Origin of the sequence: Escherichia marmotae (assembly GCF_002900365.1) — a bacterium.
Lineage (GTDB): Bacteria > Pseudomonadota > Gammaproteobacteria > Enterobacterales > Enterobacteriaceae > Escherichia > Escherichia marmotae.
Map to the genome: position 1 here is coordinate 249,246 of NZ_CP025979.1, position 16,161 is coordinate 265,406.

Consider the following 16,161-nt stretch of genomic DNA (forward strand, 5'->3'; position numbering starts at 1 on the left):
TTATGGCTTTATATGTGATCTGAATCTCATTAATTATACAACGCGTGAAACTTACATCAAAAATGCGCGACGCATCGCAAATTTTAGCCCATTACTGCCAGAATAATCGGGAAAAGAAATGGTGCAACCAGCGAGGTAATAATCCCGCATAACACCAACGCCAGCGAACTAAATGCGCCTTCCTGATAATCCAGCTCGGCACAGCGCGCTGTTCCGAGGGCGTGAGAGGCCGTCCCCATCGCCAGGCCACGCGCTGCTTTGGTACGAATACGCATCGCATTGAGTAGCGTATGACCAAACACCGCACCCAAAATACCGACAAAAATCACACAAACCGCGCTGATTGCCGGAATACCGCCAATACTGCCACCAACGGCCATCGCAATTGGTGTGGTAACCGATTTCGGTAATATTGATGCAGCGATTTCCGGTGAAGCGCCCATCAACAATGCTACGCAAGTCCCCGTCACCATCGCGACCACGCTACCGATAAAACAGATAGTGATGATGGATTTCCAGCGCGCGCGGATCTGGTGCAGTTGTTCATATAAAGGATAGGCCAGTGCGACCACCGCCGGTTGCAACAGATCGTTTAACACTTCGCTACCTTTAAAGTAGCTGTCGTAAGAGATGCCGGTCAGCATTAAAAAAGGAATGATCACCACCATTGCCACCAGCAACGGGTTAAGCAACGGAAACTTATACCGTGTTGCCAGTTTGCGGGCGGCAAAAAAGACAATCAATGTCAGCGGTAATGACCACCAGATATTCGCCATCATTTTTCTGATCCTTTCTGACCTATGACTTTACGTTCACCGTGTACCAGGTGCGAACTCCAGCTCACCACCAGAAAAACCACCAGCGTACTAATGGCACAGGAAACCACCACCGGGCCAAACTGTGCGCGTAGCAAATCAAAATATTGCATTACGCCTACGCCAATTGGCACAAACAACAGTGCCATATAGCGAATCAGTACGTAACACCCCGGATTGACCCACTTCGCCGGAAGAATTTGCAAGGCCAGCAGGACAAACAGGATTAGCATCCCGATGATGCTGCCCGGAATGGTTACCGGTAGCAGGGAAGCAATGAAAATGCCTGCATACAGGCAGGCATAAATCAGGACAAAAGCGCGTAAATATTGCCAGATAATGTTCAGTGTCTTACTCATAATCAACACCCCAGATGAGATGGATTCATCATACAATTAATCTGTAAAATGTGCTACCGATCACATTAAGAAAACATCGCTTATTTTTCGCACCAGGGCATGACGATGTGAGCAGCGAACTCAGGCATACCATACTTTTGCAGATCAGAAAGCGCGCCAGCCATACATCAAGCATAGAGAGGGATTGTAGTTTGCAGCAATCCCTCTCTGCAGACCTTTAATCCGTTGACCGGAGGCGCTACCATAGCGCCTCATTTTTTTGCGGGTGATGATATGCGTGTGTTACTGGCACCGATGGAGGGTGTGCTTGACTCCCTGGTGCGTGAATTACTGACCGAAGTTAATGACTACGATCTGTGCATCACCGAATTTGTCCGCGTGGTGGATCAACTGCTGCCGGTAAAAGTTTTTCATCGCATTTGTCCTGAGCTGCAAAACGCCAGTCGAACGCCTTCCGGGACACTGGTGCGGGTACAACTGCTGGGGCAGTTCCCGCAATGGTTAGCAGAGAACGCCGCCCGTGCGGTGGAGTTGGGTTCCTGGGGCGTGGATCTCAACTGCGGTTGCCCGTCGAAAACGGTTAACGGCAGTGGCGGCGGGGCAACGTTACTCAAAGATCCTGAACTTATCTATCAGGGGGTAAAAGCGATGCGCGAAGCTGTACCGGCGCATTTACCCGTCAGTGTGAAAGTGCGGCTTGGTTGGGACAGCGGTGATAAGAAGTTTGAAATTGCCGATGCTGTCCAGCAGGCTGGGGCTACGGAACTGGTCGTTCATGGGCGGACAAAGGAGCAGGGTTACCGTGCGGAGCATATCGACTGGCAGGCGATAGGCGATATTCGTCAGCGATTGGCCATTCCGGTTATTGCCAACGGAGAAATCTGGGACTGGCAGAGTGCGCAACAATGTATAGCTATCAGCGGTTGTGACGCGGTGATGATTGGGCGTGGGGCGCTTAATATTCCTAACCTGAGCCGAGTGGTGAAATATAACGAACCGCGGATGCCGTGGCCGGAGGTCGTTGCATTGCTGCAAAAATATACCCGTCTGGAAAAACAGGGCGATACCGGGTTATATCACGTCGCACGGATTAAGCAGTGGTTGAGTTATTTGCGTAAAGAATATGATGAAGCAACGGATTTATTTCATCATGTTCGGGTGTTGAATAATTCCCCTGATATTGCAAGGGCTATTCAGGCGATTGATATAGAAAAACTCTAAAAATCATCGACCCGATAGCCATAAGGGATAAGCCGGGGGGCAGGGGGAGGAGGTGATTATCCACCCCCTGCGTGCTCCTTGCGCCAGTGATTATATGAAGCAATGTACATGACAGGGGCGCAACAGGATGAGAGACTGAAATATCCTCGTTATTTTCGGAGCTGATGACATTAATTAATTTTAAAATATCATCTTAAATACGCCAGTCACCACCAGTAGCCCAATCAGGAAAATAATCAATACTGCCCAGAGTATAATTTTCATTGGCGTTCCTTTATTTGTGAGTGCTAAATAAGTATAGGAAAAAACAAAACCCTTTGCCGCCATTCATAAAGAATTAAGATAAATCGGAGAATATCATTCACTTACTTTATATCTTTCTGAATATGTCGTTTTATTGCCACTGATGTATTGCCACGCGAAACTAAAAAATATATCGCAACACACGGTAATCTCCGCGCACCTTTTCTTACCTGATTACTCCCCCATGAATCGTGATTCCTTTTATCCGGCAATCGCCTGTTTTCCGTTGTTACTTACTCTGGCCGGGTGTGCGCCTATGCATGAAACACGCCAGGCTTTAAGCCAGCAAACGCCCGCCACACATGTTGACACCGCATTACCGGTATCTCTGAAAAACGGCTGGCCGGACAGTCAGTGGTGGCTGGAATATCACGATAATCAACTCACTTCCTTAATTAATAATGCCATACAGAACGCGCCGGATATGCAGGTTGCTGAACAGCGCATTCAACTGGCTGAAGCACAGGCGAAGGCCGTCGCCGCCCAGGATGGTCCACAGCTCGATTTTTCTGCGGATATGGAACGGCAAAAAATGTCGGCAGAAGGGTTAATGGGGCCGTTTGCCCTGGACGATCCTGCCGCAGGCACTACCGGCCCCTGGTACACCAACGGCACCTTTGGTTTAATGGCGGGCTGGCATCTCGATATCTGGGGAAAGAATCGGGCGGAAGTGACTGCGCGCCTCGGTACGGTAAAAGCGCAGGCGGCAGAACGCGAGCAGACCCGGCAATTGCTGGCAGGCAGTGTGGCTCGTTTGTACTGGGAGTGGCAAACCCTGGCAGCTTTAAACACTGTCTTGCAGCAAATCGAAAAAGAGCAGAACACGATTATCGCGACCGACCGCCAGTTATATCTGCGCGGCATTACCTCGTCGGTTGAAGGTGTCGAAACCGATATCAATGCCAGCAAAACCCGGCAACAGCTCAACGATGTCGCGGGGAAAATGAAAATTATTGAGGCGCGGCTAACTGCGCTGACTAACAGCCAGACGAGCGCCTTAAAACTGCATCCGGTTGCGCTGCCCAAAGTGGAAAGCAAACTTCCTGACGACCTGGGCTATTCTTTGCTGGCTCGCCGGGCAGACTTACAGGCGGCACACTGGTACGTTGCATCATCCTTAAGCACCATCGATGCGGCAAAAGCTGCCTTTTACCCCGACATCAACCTGATGGCCTTTCTGCAACAAGATGCGCTGCACTTAAGCGATTTGTTCCGTCATTCTGCGCAGCAAATGGGCGTTACGGCAGGTCTGACGCTACCTATTTTCGATAGTGGTCGTCTTAACGCCAACCTTGATATTGTGAAAGCCGAAAGCAATTTGTCGATCGCCAGTTACAACAAAGCGGTGGTTGAAGCGGTGAATGACGTGGCGCGGGCAGCAACTCAGGTTCAGACACTGGCGGAGAAAAATCAGCATCAGGCGCAAATTGAGCGCGATGCCCTGCGGGTAGTTAGTCTGGCGCAGGCGCGTTTTAACGCAGGTATCATCGCAGGTTCTCGCATCAGCGAAGCCCGAATCCCGGCGCTCCGTGAACGGGCGAACGGTCTGCTTTTGCAAGGGCAATGGCTGGATGCGTCCATTCAGCTCACCGGTGCGCTGGGTGGTGGTTATAAACGTAGCTGATGAATATGCCTGTGGGGGCGTTAGGTTTATCCAGCGTTTTTCTTCCCACGCCGTTTCAGCCACCAGCGCACGCCAACCACCAGAACCACGACCAGAATCAACCAAATCCAGTGTTTCAAATGCTGATCGAGATTGTGCAGCCACGGCGCAATCACCTGGCCTCCCGCGTAACCAATAGCGGTAAAAATCAGCGCCCAGGCCAGCGCGCCGAGAATATTCAGTGGCAGAAAGATTTTCGGTGGGAGCTGGCTGGCACCAATTAGCGTTGGGCCAATCACCCGAAAGCCGTACATAAAACGCGTGCCGATGACAAATAGATAAGGATGGCGCTGGATCAGCTTTTGTGCGCGCTCAATTTTGTCCTGATGTTTTGATAAACGGCGTAACAGTTTGCCGCCAAATCGCCGTCCGCACAGATAAAGCACCTGGTCGCCAATCATGCCGCCAAGCGCCACAGAAAGAACCACCAGTGGGAATTTTAATAATCCCTGATGTGCCGCAACGCCCCCCAGCAATGTCACGGTTTCACCCTCTGCCAGACTACCGAGCACCAGCGCGGCATAACCATATTGTGAGATGAGTGTATTGAGATCCATAGGTCGGTCTGTCTCCGTTTGATTGTCTGTAAGCATACACCCTGTGAATTGTTTACGCAGGAGAAGGCGTTTTATCACGCGACGCAAATTTTGCGTCAGAACAAAAAACAACCACAAACTGACTTATACTTGAACTGTCAGGTTCATGAACTCACAACAAGGGGGCGGTATGAGCCATGTCTGGGGACTGTTTTCCCATCCCGATCGTGAAATGCAGGTGATTAATCGTGAAAACGAAACGATTTCTCATCACTACACCCACCACGTTCTGCTGATGGCGGCGATCCCGGTGATCTGCGCCTTTATTGGCACTACACAAATCGGCTGGAATTTTGGCGATGGCACTATCCTGAAGTTATCCTGGTTTACCGGACTGGCGCTGGCTGTCTTGTTTTATGGCGTTATGCTGGCTGGGGTGGCAGTGATGGGACGAGTCATCTGGTGGATGGCACGCAATTACCCACAGCGCCCGTCGCTTGCGCACTGTATGGTTTTCGCGGGCTACGTTGCAACACCGCTGTTTTTAAGCGGCCTGGTGGCGCTTTACCCGTTGGTCTGGCTGTGTGCGCTGGTGGGAACGGTGGCGCTGTTTTACACCGGCTATCTGCTTTATCTCGGTATTCCAAGCTTCCTGAATATCAACAAAGAGGAAGGTCTTAGCTTCTCCAGTTCGACACTGGCGATTGGCGTGCTGGTGCTGGAAGTGCTGCTCGCCATTACCGTTATTCTGTGGGGTTACGGTTATCGCCTGTTCTAGAAAGTTCTTTTGTGCTGCATTGTTGGCGTAAATATCAGCAATGCAGCATTTCCTCACGATTCTCCTTTGACGATCGCACTTTTTGCTCGTTATGATGGCCTCGCCAGCCTCAGTAAATCCTTACTCCGGCGGTGCGCAACCCATGCGCGTGAACCACTATCTGAATGCTCATCATGCCGAAATTTCGAGTTTCTTTATTTAGCCTGGCCCTGATGCTGGCTGTGCCTTTTGCGCCTCAGGCCGTTGCCAAAACGGCAGCCGCGACTACAGCTTCGCAGCCGGAAATTGCCTCCGGTAGTGCGATGATTGTTGATCTCAATACCAACAAAGTGATCTATTCGAACCACCCGGATTTGGTGCGTCCGATTGCTTCAATTACCAAATTAATGACTGCGATGGTGGTGCTTGACGCACGATTGCCGCTGGATGAAAAACTGAAAGTGGATATCAGCCAGACGCCAGAGATGAAAGGCGTTTATTCGCGCGTGCGACTGAACAGCGAAATCAGCCGCAAAGAGATGCTGTTGTTGGCGCTGATGTCTTCAGAAAACCGCGCAGCGGCAAGCCTGGCGCACCATTATCCTGGTGGCTATAACGCATTTATTAATGCGATGAATGCGAAAGCGAAATCTCTCGGAATGAACAACACGCGCTTCGTTGAACCGACCGGATTGTCGGTGCATAACGTTTCAACTGCCCGTGATTTAACCAAACTGCTGATTGCCACCAAACAGTATCCGTTGATTGGTCAGTTAAGTACCACTCGCGAAGAGATGGCGACCTTCTCAAACCCGGCTTATACCTTGCCATTCCGTAATACTAACCACCTGGTGTATCGCGATAACTGGAATATCCAGTTAACCAAAACCGGTTTTACTAATGCGGCGGGGCATTGCCTGGTAATGCGTACGGTCTTCAATAATAAACCGGTGGCGTTGGTGGTGATGGATGCATTTGGCAAATATACCCATTTTGCCGATGCGAGTCGTTTACGCACGTGGATTGAAACCGGCAAAGTGATGCCTGTTCCGGCAGCGGCGTTGAGCTATAAAAAACAAAAAGCCGCCCAGATGGCGGCTGGGCAGACGGCTCAGAACGATTAAGGGTAGGCCGGATAAGGCGTTCACGCCGCATCCGGCATTAGGTGCCCGTGCTTGATGCGATGCCTGCGCATCTTATCAGGCCTACAAACGTGACGCATCCGTAGGCCGGATAAGGCGTTCACGGCGCATCCGGCATTAGGTGCCCGTACCTGATGCGATGCCTGTGCATCTTATCAGGCCTACAAACGTGACGCGTCCGTAGGCAGGATAAGGCGTTCACGGCGCATCCGGCATTAGATGCCCGTGCCTGATGCGATGCCTGTGCATCTTATCAGGCCTACAAACGTGACGCGTCCGTAGGCAGGATAAGGCGTTCACGGCGCATCCGGCATTAGATGCCCGTGCCTGATGCGATGCCTGCGCATCTTATCTGGCCTACAAGCGTGACGCGTCCGTAGGCCGGATCAGGCGTTCACGGCGCATCCGGCATTAGATGCCCGTGCCTGATGCGATGCCTGTGCATCTTATCAGGCCTACAAACGTGACGCGTCCGTAGGCAGGATAAGGCGTTCACGGCGCATCCGGTATTAGGTGCCCGTACCTGATGCGATGCCTGTGCATCTTATCAGGCCTACAAACGTGACGCGTCCGTAGGCCGGATAAGGCGTTCACGGCGCATCCGGCATTAGGTGCCCGTACCTGATGCGATGCCTGCGCATCTTATCTGGCCTACAAACGTGACGCGTCCGTAGGCAGGATAAGGCGTTCACGGCGCATCCGGCATTAGGTGCCCGTACCTGATGCGATGCCTGCGCATCTTATCAGGCCTACAAACGTGACGCGTCCGTAGGCCGGATAAGGCGTTCACGGCGCATCCGGCATTAGGTGCCCGTACCTGATGCGATGCCTGCGCATCTTATCTGGCCTACAAACGTGACGCGTCCGTAGGCAGGATAAGGCGTTCACGGCGCATCCGGCATTAGGTGCCCGTACCTGATGCGATGCCTGCGCATCTTATCAGGCCTACAAACGTGACGCGTCCGTAGGCCGGATAAGGCGTTCACGGCGCATCCGGCATTAGGTGCCCGTGCCTGATGCGATGCCTGTGCATCTTATCTGGCCTACATCTGCATCAGGCATCCAGCCGTATTTACTCTACTTCCTGCCAGTTTTTTCGCTTGCTGGTTTTACCGATCCCCGGGTTCATACTGTTGGTCGGATCGTTCTCGCGATAAAACTTCTGCAGCGTCTCCGGTGCCTTATACAAATGACCAACGTTATGTTCGGCGGGATATTGTGCGCCGCGCTGCTGCAATAGTTCCAGCATCTGCTCCTTCAACGTATGCACATCCACACCTTTTTTAACGATGTAATCCTGGTGGAAGACGTAACACATAAAATGGCCGTAATAGAGTTTATGCACTAACTGGCTATCGATCTCCGGCGGCAAATGCTCATACCACTCGGTGTCATTACGACGCAGAGCGATATCCAGTGCCAGAATGTCTTCGACTTCATCAGAATGCACCGCCTGATAACGAATTGCCGCACCTGCTGCTGCGAAACGGTGCAAAAATGCTTTGCTGCCTTCCTCCGGCGTACAGACAAAGAAATCACCTTCCGCCTGTTTGAAATAATCCACCAGCCAGGATTTGGCTTCGCCAATGCCATCGCCCGCCATTTTTAACAGCAGATGATGTTCATATTTATCGCGCCAGCTTTTCATACGCGGGGGCAAATGGCTGGGGAACAGATGGCCGAATTTCTGCATCGCACGGTCGGTAAAATGCGGGCGGAAGAATTTTACTTTTTCCAGCATCGCATCGGTACGCCCTTTGATATTAAAGAAGAGTGGCATCTTGTCGGTGCCAAGTTTATCGATCATCAGGAAGGTGTCTTTGCCGTATTTTTCCGCGATATCGTAGATATCCCGGTGCATGTATTCCCCGGCAACCGGCAGATTTTCAAAATTGGCCAGAATATGGCGGCGGATTTCAGTCAGGACTTCCGGCTGATTGGTGCCGATATAAAACACCTGCTGATTTTTCTCTGCTGCGAAAGTGTCGAGACGTACCGCGAATACCGCCAGCTTACCGGCGCAGCCGGAGGCTTCAAACAGTCGATCCGGGTCAGCGTTATAACGTGCGGGGGTGTCGGCTTCGATGTCACGCACGCGGTGAACATAATCATAATCGTGGGCGTGGCGGCCATCGTGGCGTACATCGTCATCTTTGATGCGATCGTCATCCAGTTTGCTGAGGATCTGCTCCGGCGTTTCGCCCAGATCAATCCCCAGATGGTTGACCAGCGTCAGTTTGCCGTTTTCATCAATGCGCGCGAACAACGACATTTCGGTATACGCCGGACCACGCTGTACCAGCGAGCCGCCGGAGTTGTTACAGATCCCCCCGATGACTGATGCGCCAATGCAGGATGAACCAATCACCGAGTGCGGTTCGCGCCCCAATGGTTTCAGGGCTTTTTCCAGCGAATAAAGCGTGGTGCCAGGATATGCCAGCACTTGCTCACCCTTGCCGAGAACGTGCAGTTTGTCGAGTCGCAGGGTGCTGATGATAACGATATCGCGATCATAATCGTTACCGTTTGGCGTGGAGCCTTCGGTCAGGCCGGTATTGGCGGCTTGCATCAGAATAATTTTGTCAGCGGTGACGCAGGCTTTCAGTACCCGCCACAACTCCAGTAGCGAGCCTGGGAAAACAACGGCCAGCGCGTCGCCCTGACCGGAGCGGAAGCCCTTGCGATAGCGGGCCGTTTTTGCGGGATCGGTGAGCAGGTGTGAATGACCCACCAGGCGGGCAAGTTCATTCAAAAAGGCTTTATTATCAGTTGTTGTCATGGAAGACATTTTCCACTCCTTGTGGTGGCGAAAAAACATCACAAACTAGAATAGCGCCTTGCACGACAATTCAGCGAGTGAATATTTTGAAAATTCAGACAATAAACAGAGCATTCTTTTTCTCTCTCCATCATGCTTATGGCAAACTACGGTTTTTGCACCATTTTCGCTGCCACGTCGGGCAACAGAGGAAGAAAAATCCATATGAAATGGCTATGTTCAGTAGGTATCGCGGTGAGTCTGGCCCTACAACCAGCACTGGCGGATGATTTGTTCGGCAACCATCCATTAACGCCCGAAGCGCGGGATGCATTCGTCACCGATCTGCTCAAGAAAATGACGGTTGATGAGAAAATTGGTCAGCTTCGTTTAATCAGCGTTGGCCCGGATAACCCGAAAGAGGCGATCCGCGAGATGATCAAAGATGGGCAGGTGGGGGCGATTTTTAACACCGTGACTCGCCAGGATATCCGCGCCATGCAGGATCAGGTGATGGAACTAAGCCGCCTGAAAATTCCTCTCTTCTTTGCCTACGACGTGCTGCACGGTCAGCGTACCGTTTTCCCGATTAGCCTTGGTCTGGCGTCCTCTTTTAACCTCGATGCAGTGAAAACCGTGGGGCGCGTTTCAGCTTATGAAGCGGCAGACGATGGCCTGAACATGACCTGGGCGCCGATGGTCGACGTCTCGCGCGATCCGCGCTGGGGACGAGCTTCCGAAGGTTTTGGCGAAGATACGTATCTCACCTCAATTATGGGTAAAACTATGGTTGAAGCGATGCAGGGCAAAAGTCCGGCAGATCGCTACTCGGTGATGACCAGCGTTAAACACTTCGCTGCTTACGGTGCGGTAGAAGGCGGTAAAGAGTACAACACCGTCGATATGAGTCCGCAGCGTCTGTTTAATGATTATATGCCGCCGTACAAAGCGGGGCTGGATGCAGGCAGCGGCGCGGTGATGGTGGCGCTGAACTCGCTCAATGGTACACCGGCAACTTCCGATTCCTGGTTGCTGAAAGATGTTCTGCGCGATCAGTGGGGTTTTAAAGGCATCACGGTTTCCGATCATGGTGCAATCAAAGAGCTGATCAAACACGGCACGGCGGCAGACCCGGAAGATGCGGTGCGGGTGGCGCTTAAGTCCGGTATCAATATGAGCATGAGTGACGAGTATTACTCGAAGTATCTGCCTGGTTTGATCAAATCCGGCAAAGTGACGATGGAAGAACTGGATGACGCCACTCGTCACGTGTTGAACGTTAAATACGATATGGGGTTGTTTAACGATCCGTACAGCCATCTTGGGCCGAAAGAGTCTGACCCGGCGGATACCAATGCCGAAAGCCGTTTGCACCGCAAAGAAGCACGTGAAGTGGCGCGCGAAAGCCTGGTGTTGCTGAAAAACCGTCTCGAAACGTTACCGCTGAAAAAATCGGCAACCATTGCGGTGGTTAGCCCACTGGCAGACAGCAAACGTGACGTAATGGGAAGCTGGTCGGCAGCAGGTGTCGTCGATCAATCCGTGACTGTGCTAACCGGGATTAAAAATGCCGTTGGTGAAAACGGTAAAGTGCTGTACGCCAAAGGGGCGAACGTTACCAGTGATAAAGGCATTATAGACTTCCTGAATCAGTATGAAGAAGCGGTAAAAGTCGATCCGCGCTCGCCGCAAGAGATGATTGATGAAGCGGTGCAGACCGCGAAACAAGCTGATGTGGTGGTGGCTGTGGTCGGTGAAGCTCAGGGGATGGCGCACGAAGCCTCCAGCCGTACCGATATCACCATCCCGCAAAGCCAGCGCGATTTGATTGCTGCCCTGAAAGCCACTGGTAAACCGCTGGTGCTGGTGTTAATGAACGGTCGCCCGCTGGCGCTGGTGAAAGAAGATCAGCAAGCCGACGCGATTCTGGAAACCTGGTTTGCCGGTACTGAAGGCGGGAATGCGATTGCCGATGTGCTGTTTGGCGATTACAACCCGTCTGGCAAGCTGCCGATGTCCTTCCCGCGTTCTGTCGGGCAGATCCCGGTTTATTACAGCCATCTGAACACGGGGCGTCCGTATAACGCCGACAAGCCAAACAAATACACTTCACGTTATTTCGATGAAGCAAACGGGGCGCTTTATCCGTTCGGTTATGGTCTGAGCTATACTACTTTCACCGTCTCTGATGTGAAACTTTCTGCGCCGACCATGAAGCGTGACGGCAAAGTGACCGCCAGCGTGCAGGTGACAAATACCGGCAAACGCGAAGGGGCGACGGTTGTCCAGATGTACTTGCAGGATGTGACGGCTTCCATGAGCCGTCCGGTGAAACAACTGAAAGGCTTTGAGAAAATCACCCTGAAACCGGGTGAAACCCAAACCGTCAGCTTCCCGATCGATATTGAGGCGTTGAAGTTCTGGAATCAGCAGATGAAATATGACGCCGAACCCGGCAAGTTCAACGTCTTTATCGGCACTGATTCCGCACGCGTTAAGAAAGGCGAGTTTGAGTTGCTGTAACTCTTTATGAAGGGCGCGACGTTTGCGCCCTTTGCCTGATGCGCTGCGCTTATCAGGCCTACAGGTTGCAAACACCCCGTAGACTGGATAAGGCGCTCGCGCCGCATCCGGCAAAAAAACGCGGGCAGTATTTCCCTCTTCAGTATTTATCTGATTCTGCCACTGAATTCGTCCTGTCAGGCTAATCCCGTCATTATCAACTATCCTTTTTTCTTAATTCTCTGAAAACAACAGTAAAAGAATGAGGAAAGCATCATGCCACTCTCAAAGCTCCAGGCCGGTTCACTGGTTTTGATAGCCGCCGTGAGCCTGCCGCTACAGGCGGCTTCCCCCGTTAAAGTCGGTTCGAAAATCGATACCGAAGGCGCACTGCTCGGCAACATCATTTTGCAGGTGCTGGAAAACCACGGCGTTCCCACGGTAAATAAAGTCCAGCTTGGCACCACGCCAGTGGTGCGCGGGGCGATTACTTCGGGCGAACTGGATATTTACCCGGAATACACCGGCAATGGTGCTTTCTTCTTTAAAGATGAAAACGATGCGGCATGGAAAAACGCGCAACAAGGCTACGAGAAGGTCAAAAAACTCGATGCAGAGCAAAACCAGTTAATCTGGCTGACGCCCGCACCTGCGAATAACACCTGGACCATCGCCGTGCGTCAGGATATGGCAGAAAAAAACAAACTCACTTCGCTTGCCGATCTCAGTCGTTATCTGAAAGACGGTGGCACCTTTAAACTGGCGGCCTCGGCAGAGTTTATTGAACGCGCCGATGCGTTGCCCGCTTTTGAAAAAGCCTATGAATTTAAACTCGATCAGGAGCAGTTGCTGTCACTGGCAGGTGGCGACACGGCAGTGACGATTAAAGCCGCAGCCCAGCAAACGTCCGGCGTTAATGCGGCGATGGCCTACGGTACTGACGGCCCGGTAGCAGCGCTGGGGCTACAAACATTAAGCGATCCGAAAGGTGTCCAGCCAATTTACGCGCCTGCGCCAGTGGTGCGTGCGTCGGTGTTGAAAGAGTATCCGCAAATGACGCAGTGGCTACAGCCTGTCTTCGCCAGCCTCGATGAAAAGACGTTGCAGCAATTGAATGCCGGTATTGCTGTAGAAGGGCTGGACGCGAAAAAAGTGGCTGCCGACTACCTGAAACAAAAAGGGTGGACGAAGTAATTTCCCGTGGCGCATCTTCGTATTAACTCTGTTCTGGCGTTGCTGCTGTTACTGATGGCAATAGCAGCGGCGTTGCCGTTTATCAGTTACGCACCTAACCGATTAGTTTCTGGTGAAGGTCGACAACTCTGGCAGTTGTGGCCGCAAACCATCTGGATGCTGGTGGGCGTTGGTTGCGCATGGCTGACTGCTTGTTTCGTTCCCGGAAGAAAAGGCAGCATTTTTGCTTTTCTCCTCGCGCAACTGGTGTTTATTTTGCTGGTATGGGGGGCAGGAAAAGCCGCGACGCAACTGGCGCAAAGTGGTAGCGCCCTGGCGCGTACCAGCCTCGGCAGTGGCTTCTGGCTGGCTGCGGCGTTGGCGCTGCTGGCCTGTAGCGATGCTATCCGGCGAATTTCCACGCATCCGCTATGGCGCTGGTTGCTGCATATTCAGATCGCCATTATTCCGTTGTGGTTACTGTTCTCTGGCACGCTTAACGATCTTTCGTTAATGAAAGAGTATGCCAACCGTCAGGATGTATTCGATGATGCACTGGCTCAACATCTGGCACTGCTGTTTGGTTCGGTACTGCCTGCGCTGGTTATCGGCGTACCATTGGGCGTCTGGTGCTACTTTTCCACCGCGCGGCAGGGGGCGATTTTTTCTTTACTCAATGTCATTCAGACCGTGCCTTCGGTGGCGCTGTTTGGTTTGTTGATCGCACCGCTTGCCGGGCTGGCCGCTACCTTTCCGTGGCTGGGGACGCTCGGCATAGCAGGAACAGGCATGACGCCAGCATTGATTGCCCTGGTGCTCTATGCCTTGTTGCCGCTGGTGCGCGGCGTGGTAGTGGGCTTGAACCAGATCCCGCGCGATGTGCTGGAAAGCGCCAGAGCAATGGGCATGAGCGGGGGGCAGCGATTCCTTCATGTCCAGTTACCTCTGGCGCTGCCGGTATTTCTGCGCAGTCTGCGGGTGGTAATGGTGCAGACCGTCGGTATGGCGGTGATTGCGGCGTTAATTGGCGCGGGCGGTTTTGGTGCGCTGGTTTTTCAGGGACTGTTAAGCAGTGCCATTGATTTAGTGTTGCTGGGGGTGATCCCGGTGATTGTACTGGCGGTGCTGATCGACGCGCTGTTCGATTTGGTTATCGCACTGCTGAAGGTGAAAAGTCATGATTGAATTTAGCCATGTCAGCAAACAGTTCGGCACGCAAAAGGCCGTTAACGATCTCAATCTCAATTTTCAGGAGGGGAGCTTTTCGGTGCTGATTGGCACGTCAGGCTCCGGTAAATCAACCACTCTGAAGATGATCAACCGCCTGGTGGAGCACGACAGTGGCGTGATCCGTTTTGCCGGAGAAGAGATTCGTTCGCTGCCAGTGCTGGAGCTGCGCCGCCGAATGGGCTACGCCATTCAGTCGATAGGTTTATTTCCCCACTGGAGCGTGGCGCAAAATATCGCCACCGTACCGCAATTACAAAAATGGTCGCGGGCGCGAATTGACGATCGTATCGACGAATTAATGGCGCTACTGGGGCTGGAGGCAAATTTACGCGAGCGTTATCCGCATCAGCTTTCCGGCGGTCAGCAGCAGCGCGTGGGGGTTGCCCGTGCACTGGCTGCCGATCCACAAGTCTTGCTGATGGATGAACCGTTTGGCGCACTGGATCCGGTAACGCGCGGCGCGTTGCAACAAGAGATGACGCGCATTCACCGTTTGCTGGGGCGCACCATTGTGCTGGTGACTCACGATATCGATGAGGCGCTGCGCCTGGCGGAACATCTGGTGCTGATGGATCATGGTGAAGTGGTGCAGCAGGGCAATCCGCTGGCGATGCTTACCCGTCCGGCGAATGATTTTGTGCGCCAGTTTTTTGGTCACAGCGAGCTGGGCGTGCGCCTGTTATCGTTACGCAGTGTGACCGATTATGTGCGCCGCAACGAACGTGCTGAAGGTGAGGCGCTGGCAGAAGAGATGACGCTACGTGATGCACTCTCATTGTTTGTCGCCCGTGGCTGTGAAGTGCTGCCGGTGGTTAACGCTCAAGGCCAATCTTGCGGCACACTGCATTTTCAGGATCTGCTGATGGAGGCGTAATCGCATGAAAATAGTGCGCGATCCGCTTTTCTGGTTGATTGCCCTGTTTGTGGCGCTGATTTTCTGGCTGCCATACAGCCAGCCGCTGTTCGGTGCCTTATTCCCACAACTGCCGCGGCCTGTTTATCAGCAAGAAAGTTTTGCTTCCCTGGCGCTGGCCCATTTCTGGCTGGTGGGGATCTCAAGTTTGTTTGCCGTGGCTATTGGCGTCGGTGCAGGAATTGCGGTCACTCGCGCGTGGGGCGCGGAGTTTCGCCCGATGGTGGAAAACATAGCCGCCGTTGGGCAGACTTTTCCACCCGTAGCGGTACTGGCGATTGCCGTTCCGGTGATGGGGTTTGGTCTGCAGCCAGCGATTATTGCGCTGATCCTTTATGGTGTATTGCCCATCTTACAGGCGACACTTGCAGGACTGGGAGCGATTGATGATAGCGTGACAGACGTTGCCAAAGGTATGGGAATGAGCCGGAGTCAGCGATTGCGTAAAGTGGAGTTACCGTTGGCCGCACCAGTGATTCTGGCTGGCGTGCGGACTTCGGTGATTATCAACATTGGCACGGCGACCATCGCCTCAACGGTCGGGGCCAGCACGCTGGGAACGCCGATCATCATCGGACTTAGCGGATTTAATACCGCTTATGTCATTCAGGGGGCGTTGCTGGTGGCACTGGCGGCGATCATCGTAGACCGCCTGTTTGAACGGCTGGTGCAGCGACTTAGCCAGCACGCAAAATAAAGGTATAACCTGCGAGCATGACGCCACCGATACCGCCTAACGCCATCAACAGGAACAGGGTGATAACCCCAATTTTAGCTATGCGCATAATG

At 52.7% G+C, this 16,161-nt stretch carries 15 protein-coding genes; 9 read left to right on the plus strand and 6 right to left on the minus strand.

Annotated elements, in window-relative coordinates; translation table 11 throughout:
• Positions 1 to 83: 83 nt before the first annotated feature.
• Together C1192_RS01245 and C1192_RS01250 are read right to left on the minus strand one after the other, a co-directional pair.
• Positions 84 to 779, minus strand: coding sequence for a CidB/LrgB family autolysis modulator (locus C1192_RS01245; RefSeq protein WP_000968214.1), 696 nt, complete (start codon positions 777 to 779; stop codon positions 84 to 86).
• On the minus strand, positions 776 to 1,174 hold the full coding sequence (locus tag C1192_RS01250) for a CidA/LrgA family protein (protein ID WP_001516704.1): 399 nt from the start codon (positions 1,172 to 1,174) through the stop codon (positions 776 to 778). Before C1192_RS01250 ends, C1192_RS01245 begins: the two co-directional genes overlap by 4 nt.
• Positions 1,175 to 1,447: 273 nt before the next feature.
• On the opposite strand from C1192_RS01250, the gene dusC reads away from it, so the two are divergent.
• Positions 1,448 to 2,395, plus strand: coding sequence for a tRNA dihydrouridine(16) synthase DusC (gene dusC, locus C1192_RS01255; RefSeq protein WP_038355322.1), 948 nt, complete (start codon positions 1,448 to 1,450; stop codon positions 2,393 to 2,395).
• A gap of 180 nt (positions 2,396 to 2,575) precedes the next feature.
• Here dusC and yohP read toward each other — a convergent pair whose 3' ends face one another.
• Positions 2,576 to 2,659, minus strand: coding sequence for a small membrane protein YohP (gene yohP, locus C1192_RS26260; RefSeq protein WP_000691708.1), 84 nt, complete (start codon positions 2,657 to 2,659; stop codon positions 2,576 to 2,578).
• A gap of 223 nt (positions 2,660 to 2,882) precedes the next feature.
• Between yohP and mdtQ the strand changes: the two genes are divergently transcribed.
• Positions 2,883 to 4,322 (plus strand): multidrug resistance outer membrane protein MdtQ, encoded by a 1,440-nt coding sequence (gene mdtQ, locus C1192_RS01270; RefSeq protein WP_038355321.1) that lies wholly within the window; start codon positions 2,883 to 2,885, stop codon positions 4,320 to 4,322.
• A gap of 26 nt (positions 4,323 to 4,348) precedes the next feature.
• Here the strand turns inward: mdtQ and C1192_RS01275 are convergent, their stop codons facing one another.
• Positions 4,349 to 4,918 carry a DedA family protein gene (locus C1192_RS01275; protein ID WP_038355320.1) on the minus strand — a complete coding sequence of 190 codons (570 nt, stop codon included), beginning with the start codon at positions 4,916 to 4,918 and terminating at the stop codon, positions 4,349 to 4,351.
• A gap of 169 nt (positions 4,919 to 5,087) precedes the next feature.
• Here C1192_RS01275 and C1192_RS01280 point away from each other — a divergent pair, with 169 nt between their 5' ends.
• Positions 5,088 to 5,675 carry a Yip1 family protein gene (locus C1192_RS01280; RefSeq protein WP_010379386.1) on the plus strand — a complete coding sequence of 196 codons (588 nt, stop codon included), beginning with the start codon at positions 5,088 to 5,090 and terminating at the stop codon, positions 5,673 to 5,675.
• 173 nt (positions 5,676 to 5,848) lie between these two features.
• The gene (gene pbpG, locus C1192_RS01285; RefSeq protein WP_038355335.1) at positions 5,849 to 6,778 is read left to right on the plus strand and encodes a D-alanyl-D-alanine endopeptidase; all 930 of its coding nucleotides are present in this window, start codon (positions 5,849 to 5,851) and stop codon (positions 6,776 to 6,778) included.
• Between the two features lie 1,090 nt (positions 6,779 to 7,868).
• Here pbpG and dld read toward each other — a convergent pair.
• Positions 7,869 to 9,584 (minus strand): D-lactate dehydrogenase, encoded by a 1,716-nt coding sequence (dld, locus tag C1192_RS01290; protein ID WP_038355319.1) that lies wholly within the window; start codon positions 9,582 to 9,584, stop codon positions 7,869 to 7,871.
• Positions 9,585 to 9,779: 195 nt separating this feature from the next.
• Between dld and bglX the strand changes: the two genes are divergently transcribed.
• The 5 genes from bglX (at position 9,780) to C1192_RS01315 (ending at position 16,069) form a co-directional block, all read left to right on the plus strand.
• A complete protein-coding gene (gene bglX / locus C1192_RS01295; protein ID WP_052463046.1) occupies positions 9,780 to 12,077 on the plus strand; it encodes a beta-glucosidase BglX in 2,298 nt (765 codons plus the stop codon).
• Between the two features lie 255 nt (positions 12,078 to 12,332).
• Positions 12,333 to 13,250 carry a glycine betaine ABC transporter substrate-binding protein OsmF gene (gene osmF / locus C1192_RS01300; RefSeq protein WP_038355318.1) on the plus strand — a complete coding sequence of 306 codons (918 nt, stop codon included), beginning with the start codon at positions 12,333 to 12,335 and terminating at the stop codon, positions 13,248 to 13,250.
• Between the two features lie 6 nt (positions 13,251 to 13,256).
• The gene (locus C1192_RS01305; protein WP_016248960.1) at positions 13,257 to 14,414 is read left to right on the plus strand and encodes an ABC transporter permease; all 1,158 of its coding nucleotides are present in this window, start codon (positions 13,257 to 13,259) and stop codon (positions 14,412 to 14,414) included.
• Positions 14,407 to 15,333, plus strand: a complete 927-nt coding sequence (gene yehX, locus C1192_RS01310; protein ID WP_038355317.1) for a glycine betaine ABC transporter ATP binding protein YehX — start codon at positions 14,407 to 14,409, stop codon at positions 15,331 to 15,333. Before C1192_RS01305 ends, yehX begins: the two co-directional genes overlap by 8 nt.
• A gap of 4 nt (positions 15,334 to 15,337) precedes the next feature.
• Positions 15,338 to 16,069 (plus strand): ABC transporter permease, encoded by a 732-nt coding sequence (locus C1192_RS01315; RefSeq protein WP_001516698.1) that lies wholly within the window; start codon positions 15,338 to 15,340, stop codon positions 16,067 to 16,069.
• Here the strand turns inward: C1192_RS01315 and C1192_RS01320 are convergent.
• Positions 16,050 to 16,157 (minus strand): protein YohO, encoded by a 108-nt coding sequence (locus C1192_RS01320; RefSeq protein WP_001216965.1) that lies wholly within the window; start codon positions 16,155 to 16,157, stop codon positions 16,050 to 16,052. The genes C1192_RS01315 and C1192_RS01320 overlap by 20 nt on opposite strands.
• Between the last annotated feature and the right edge of the window lie 4 nt (positions 16,158 to 16,161).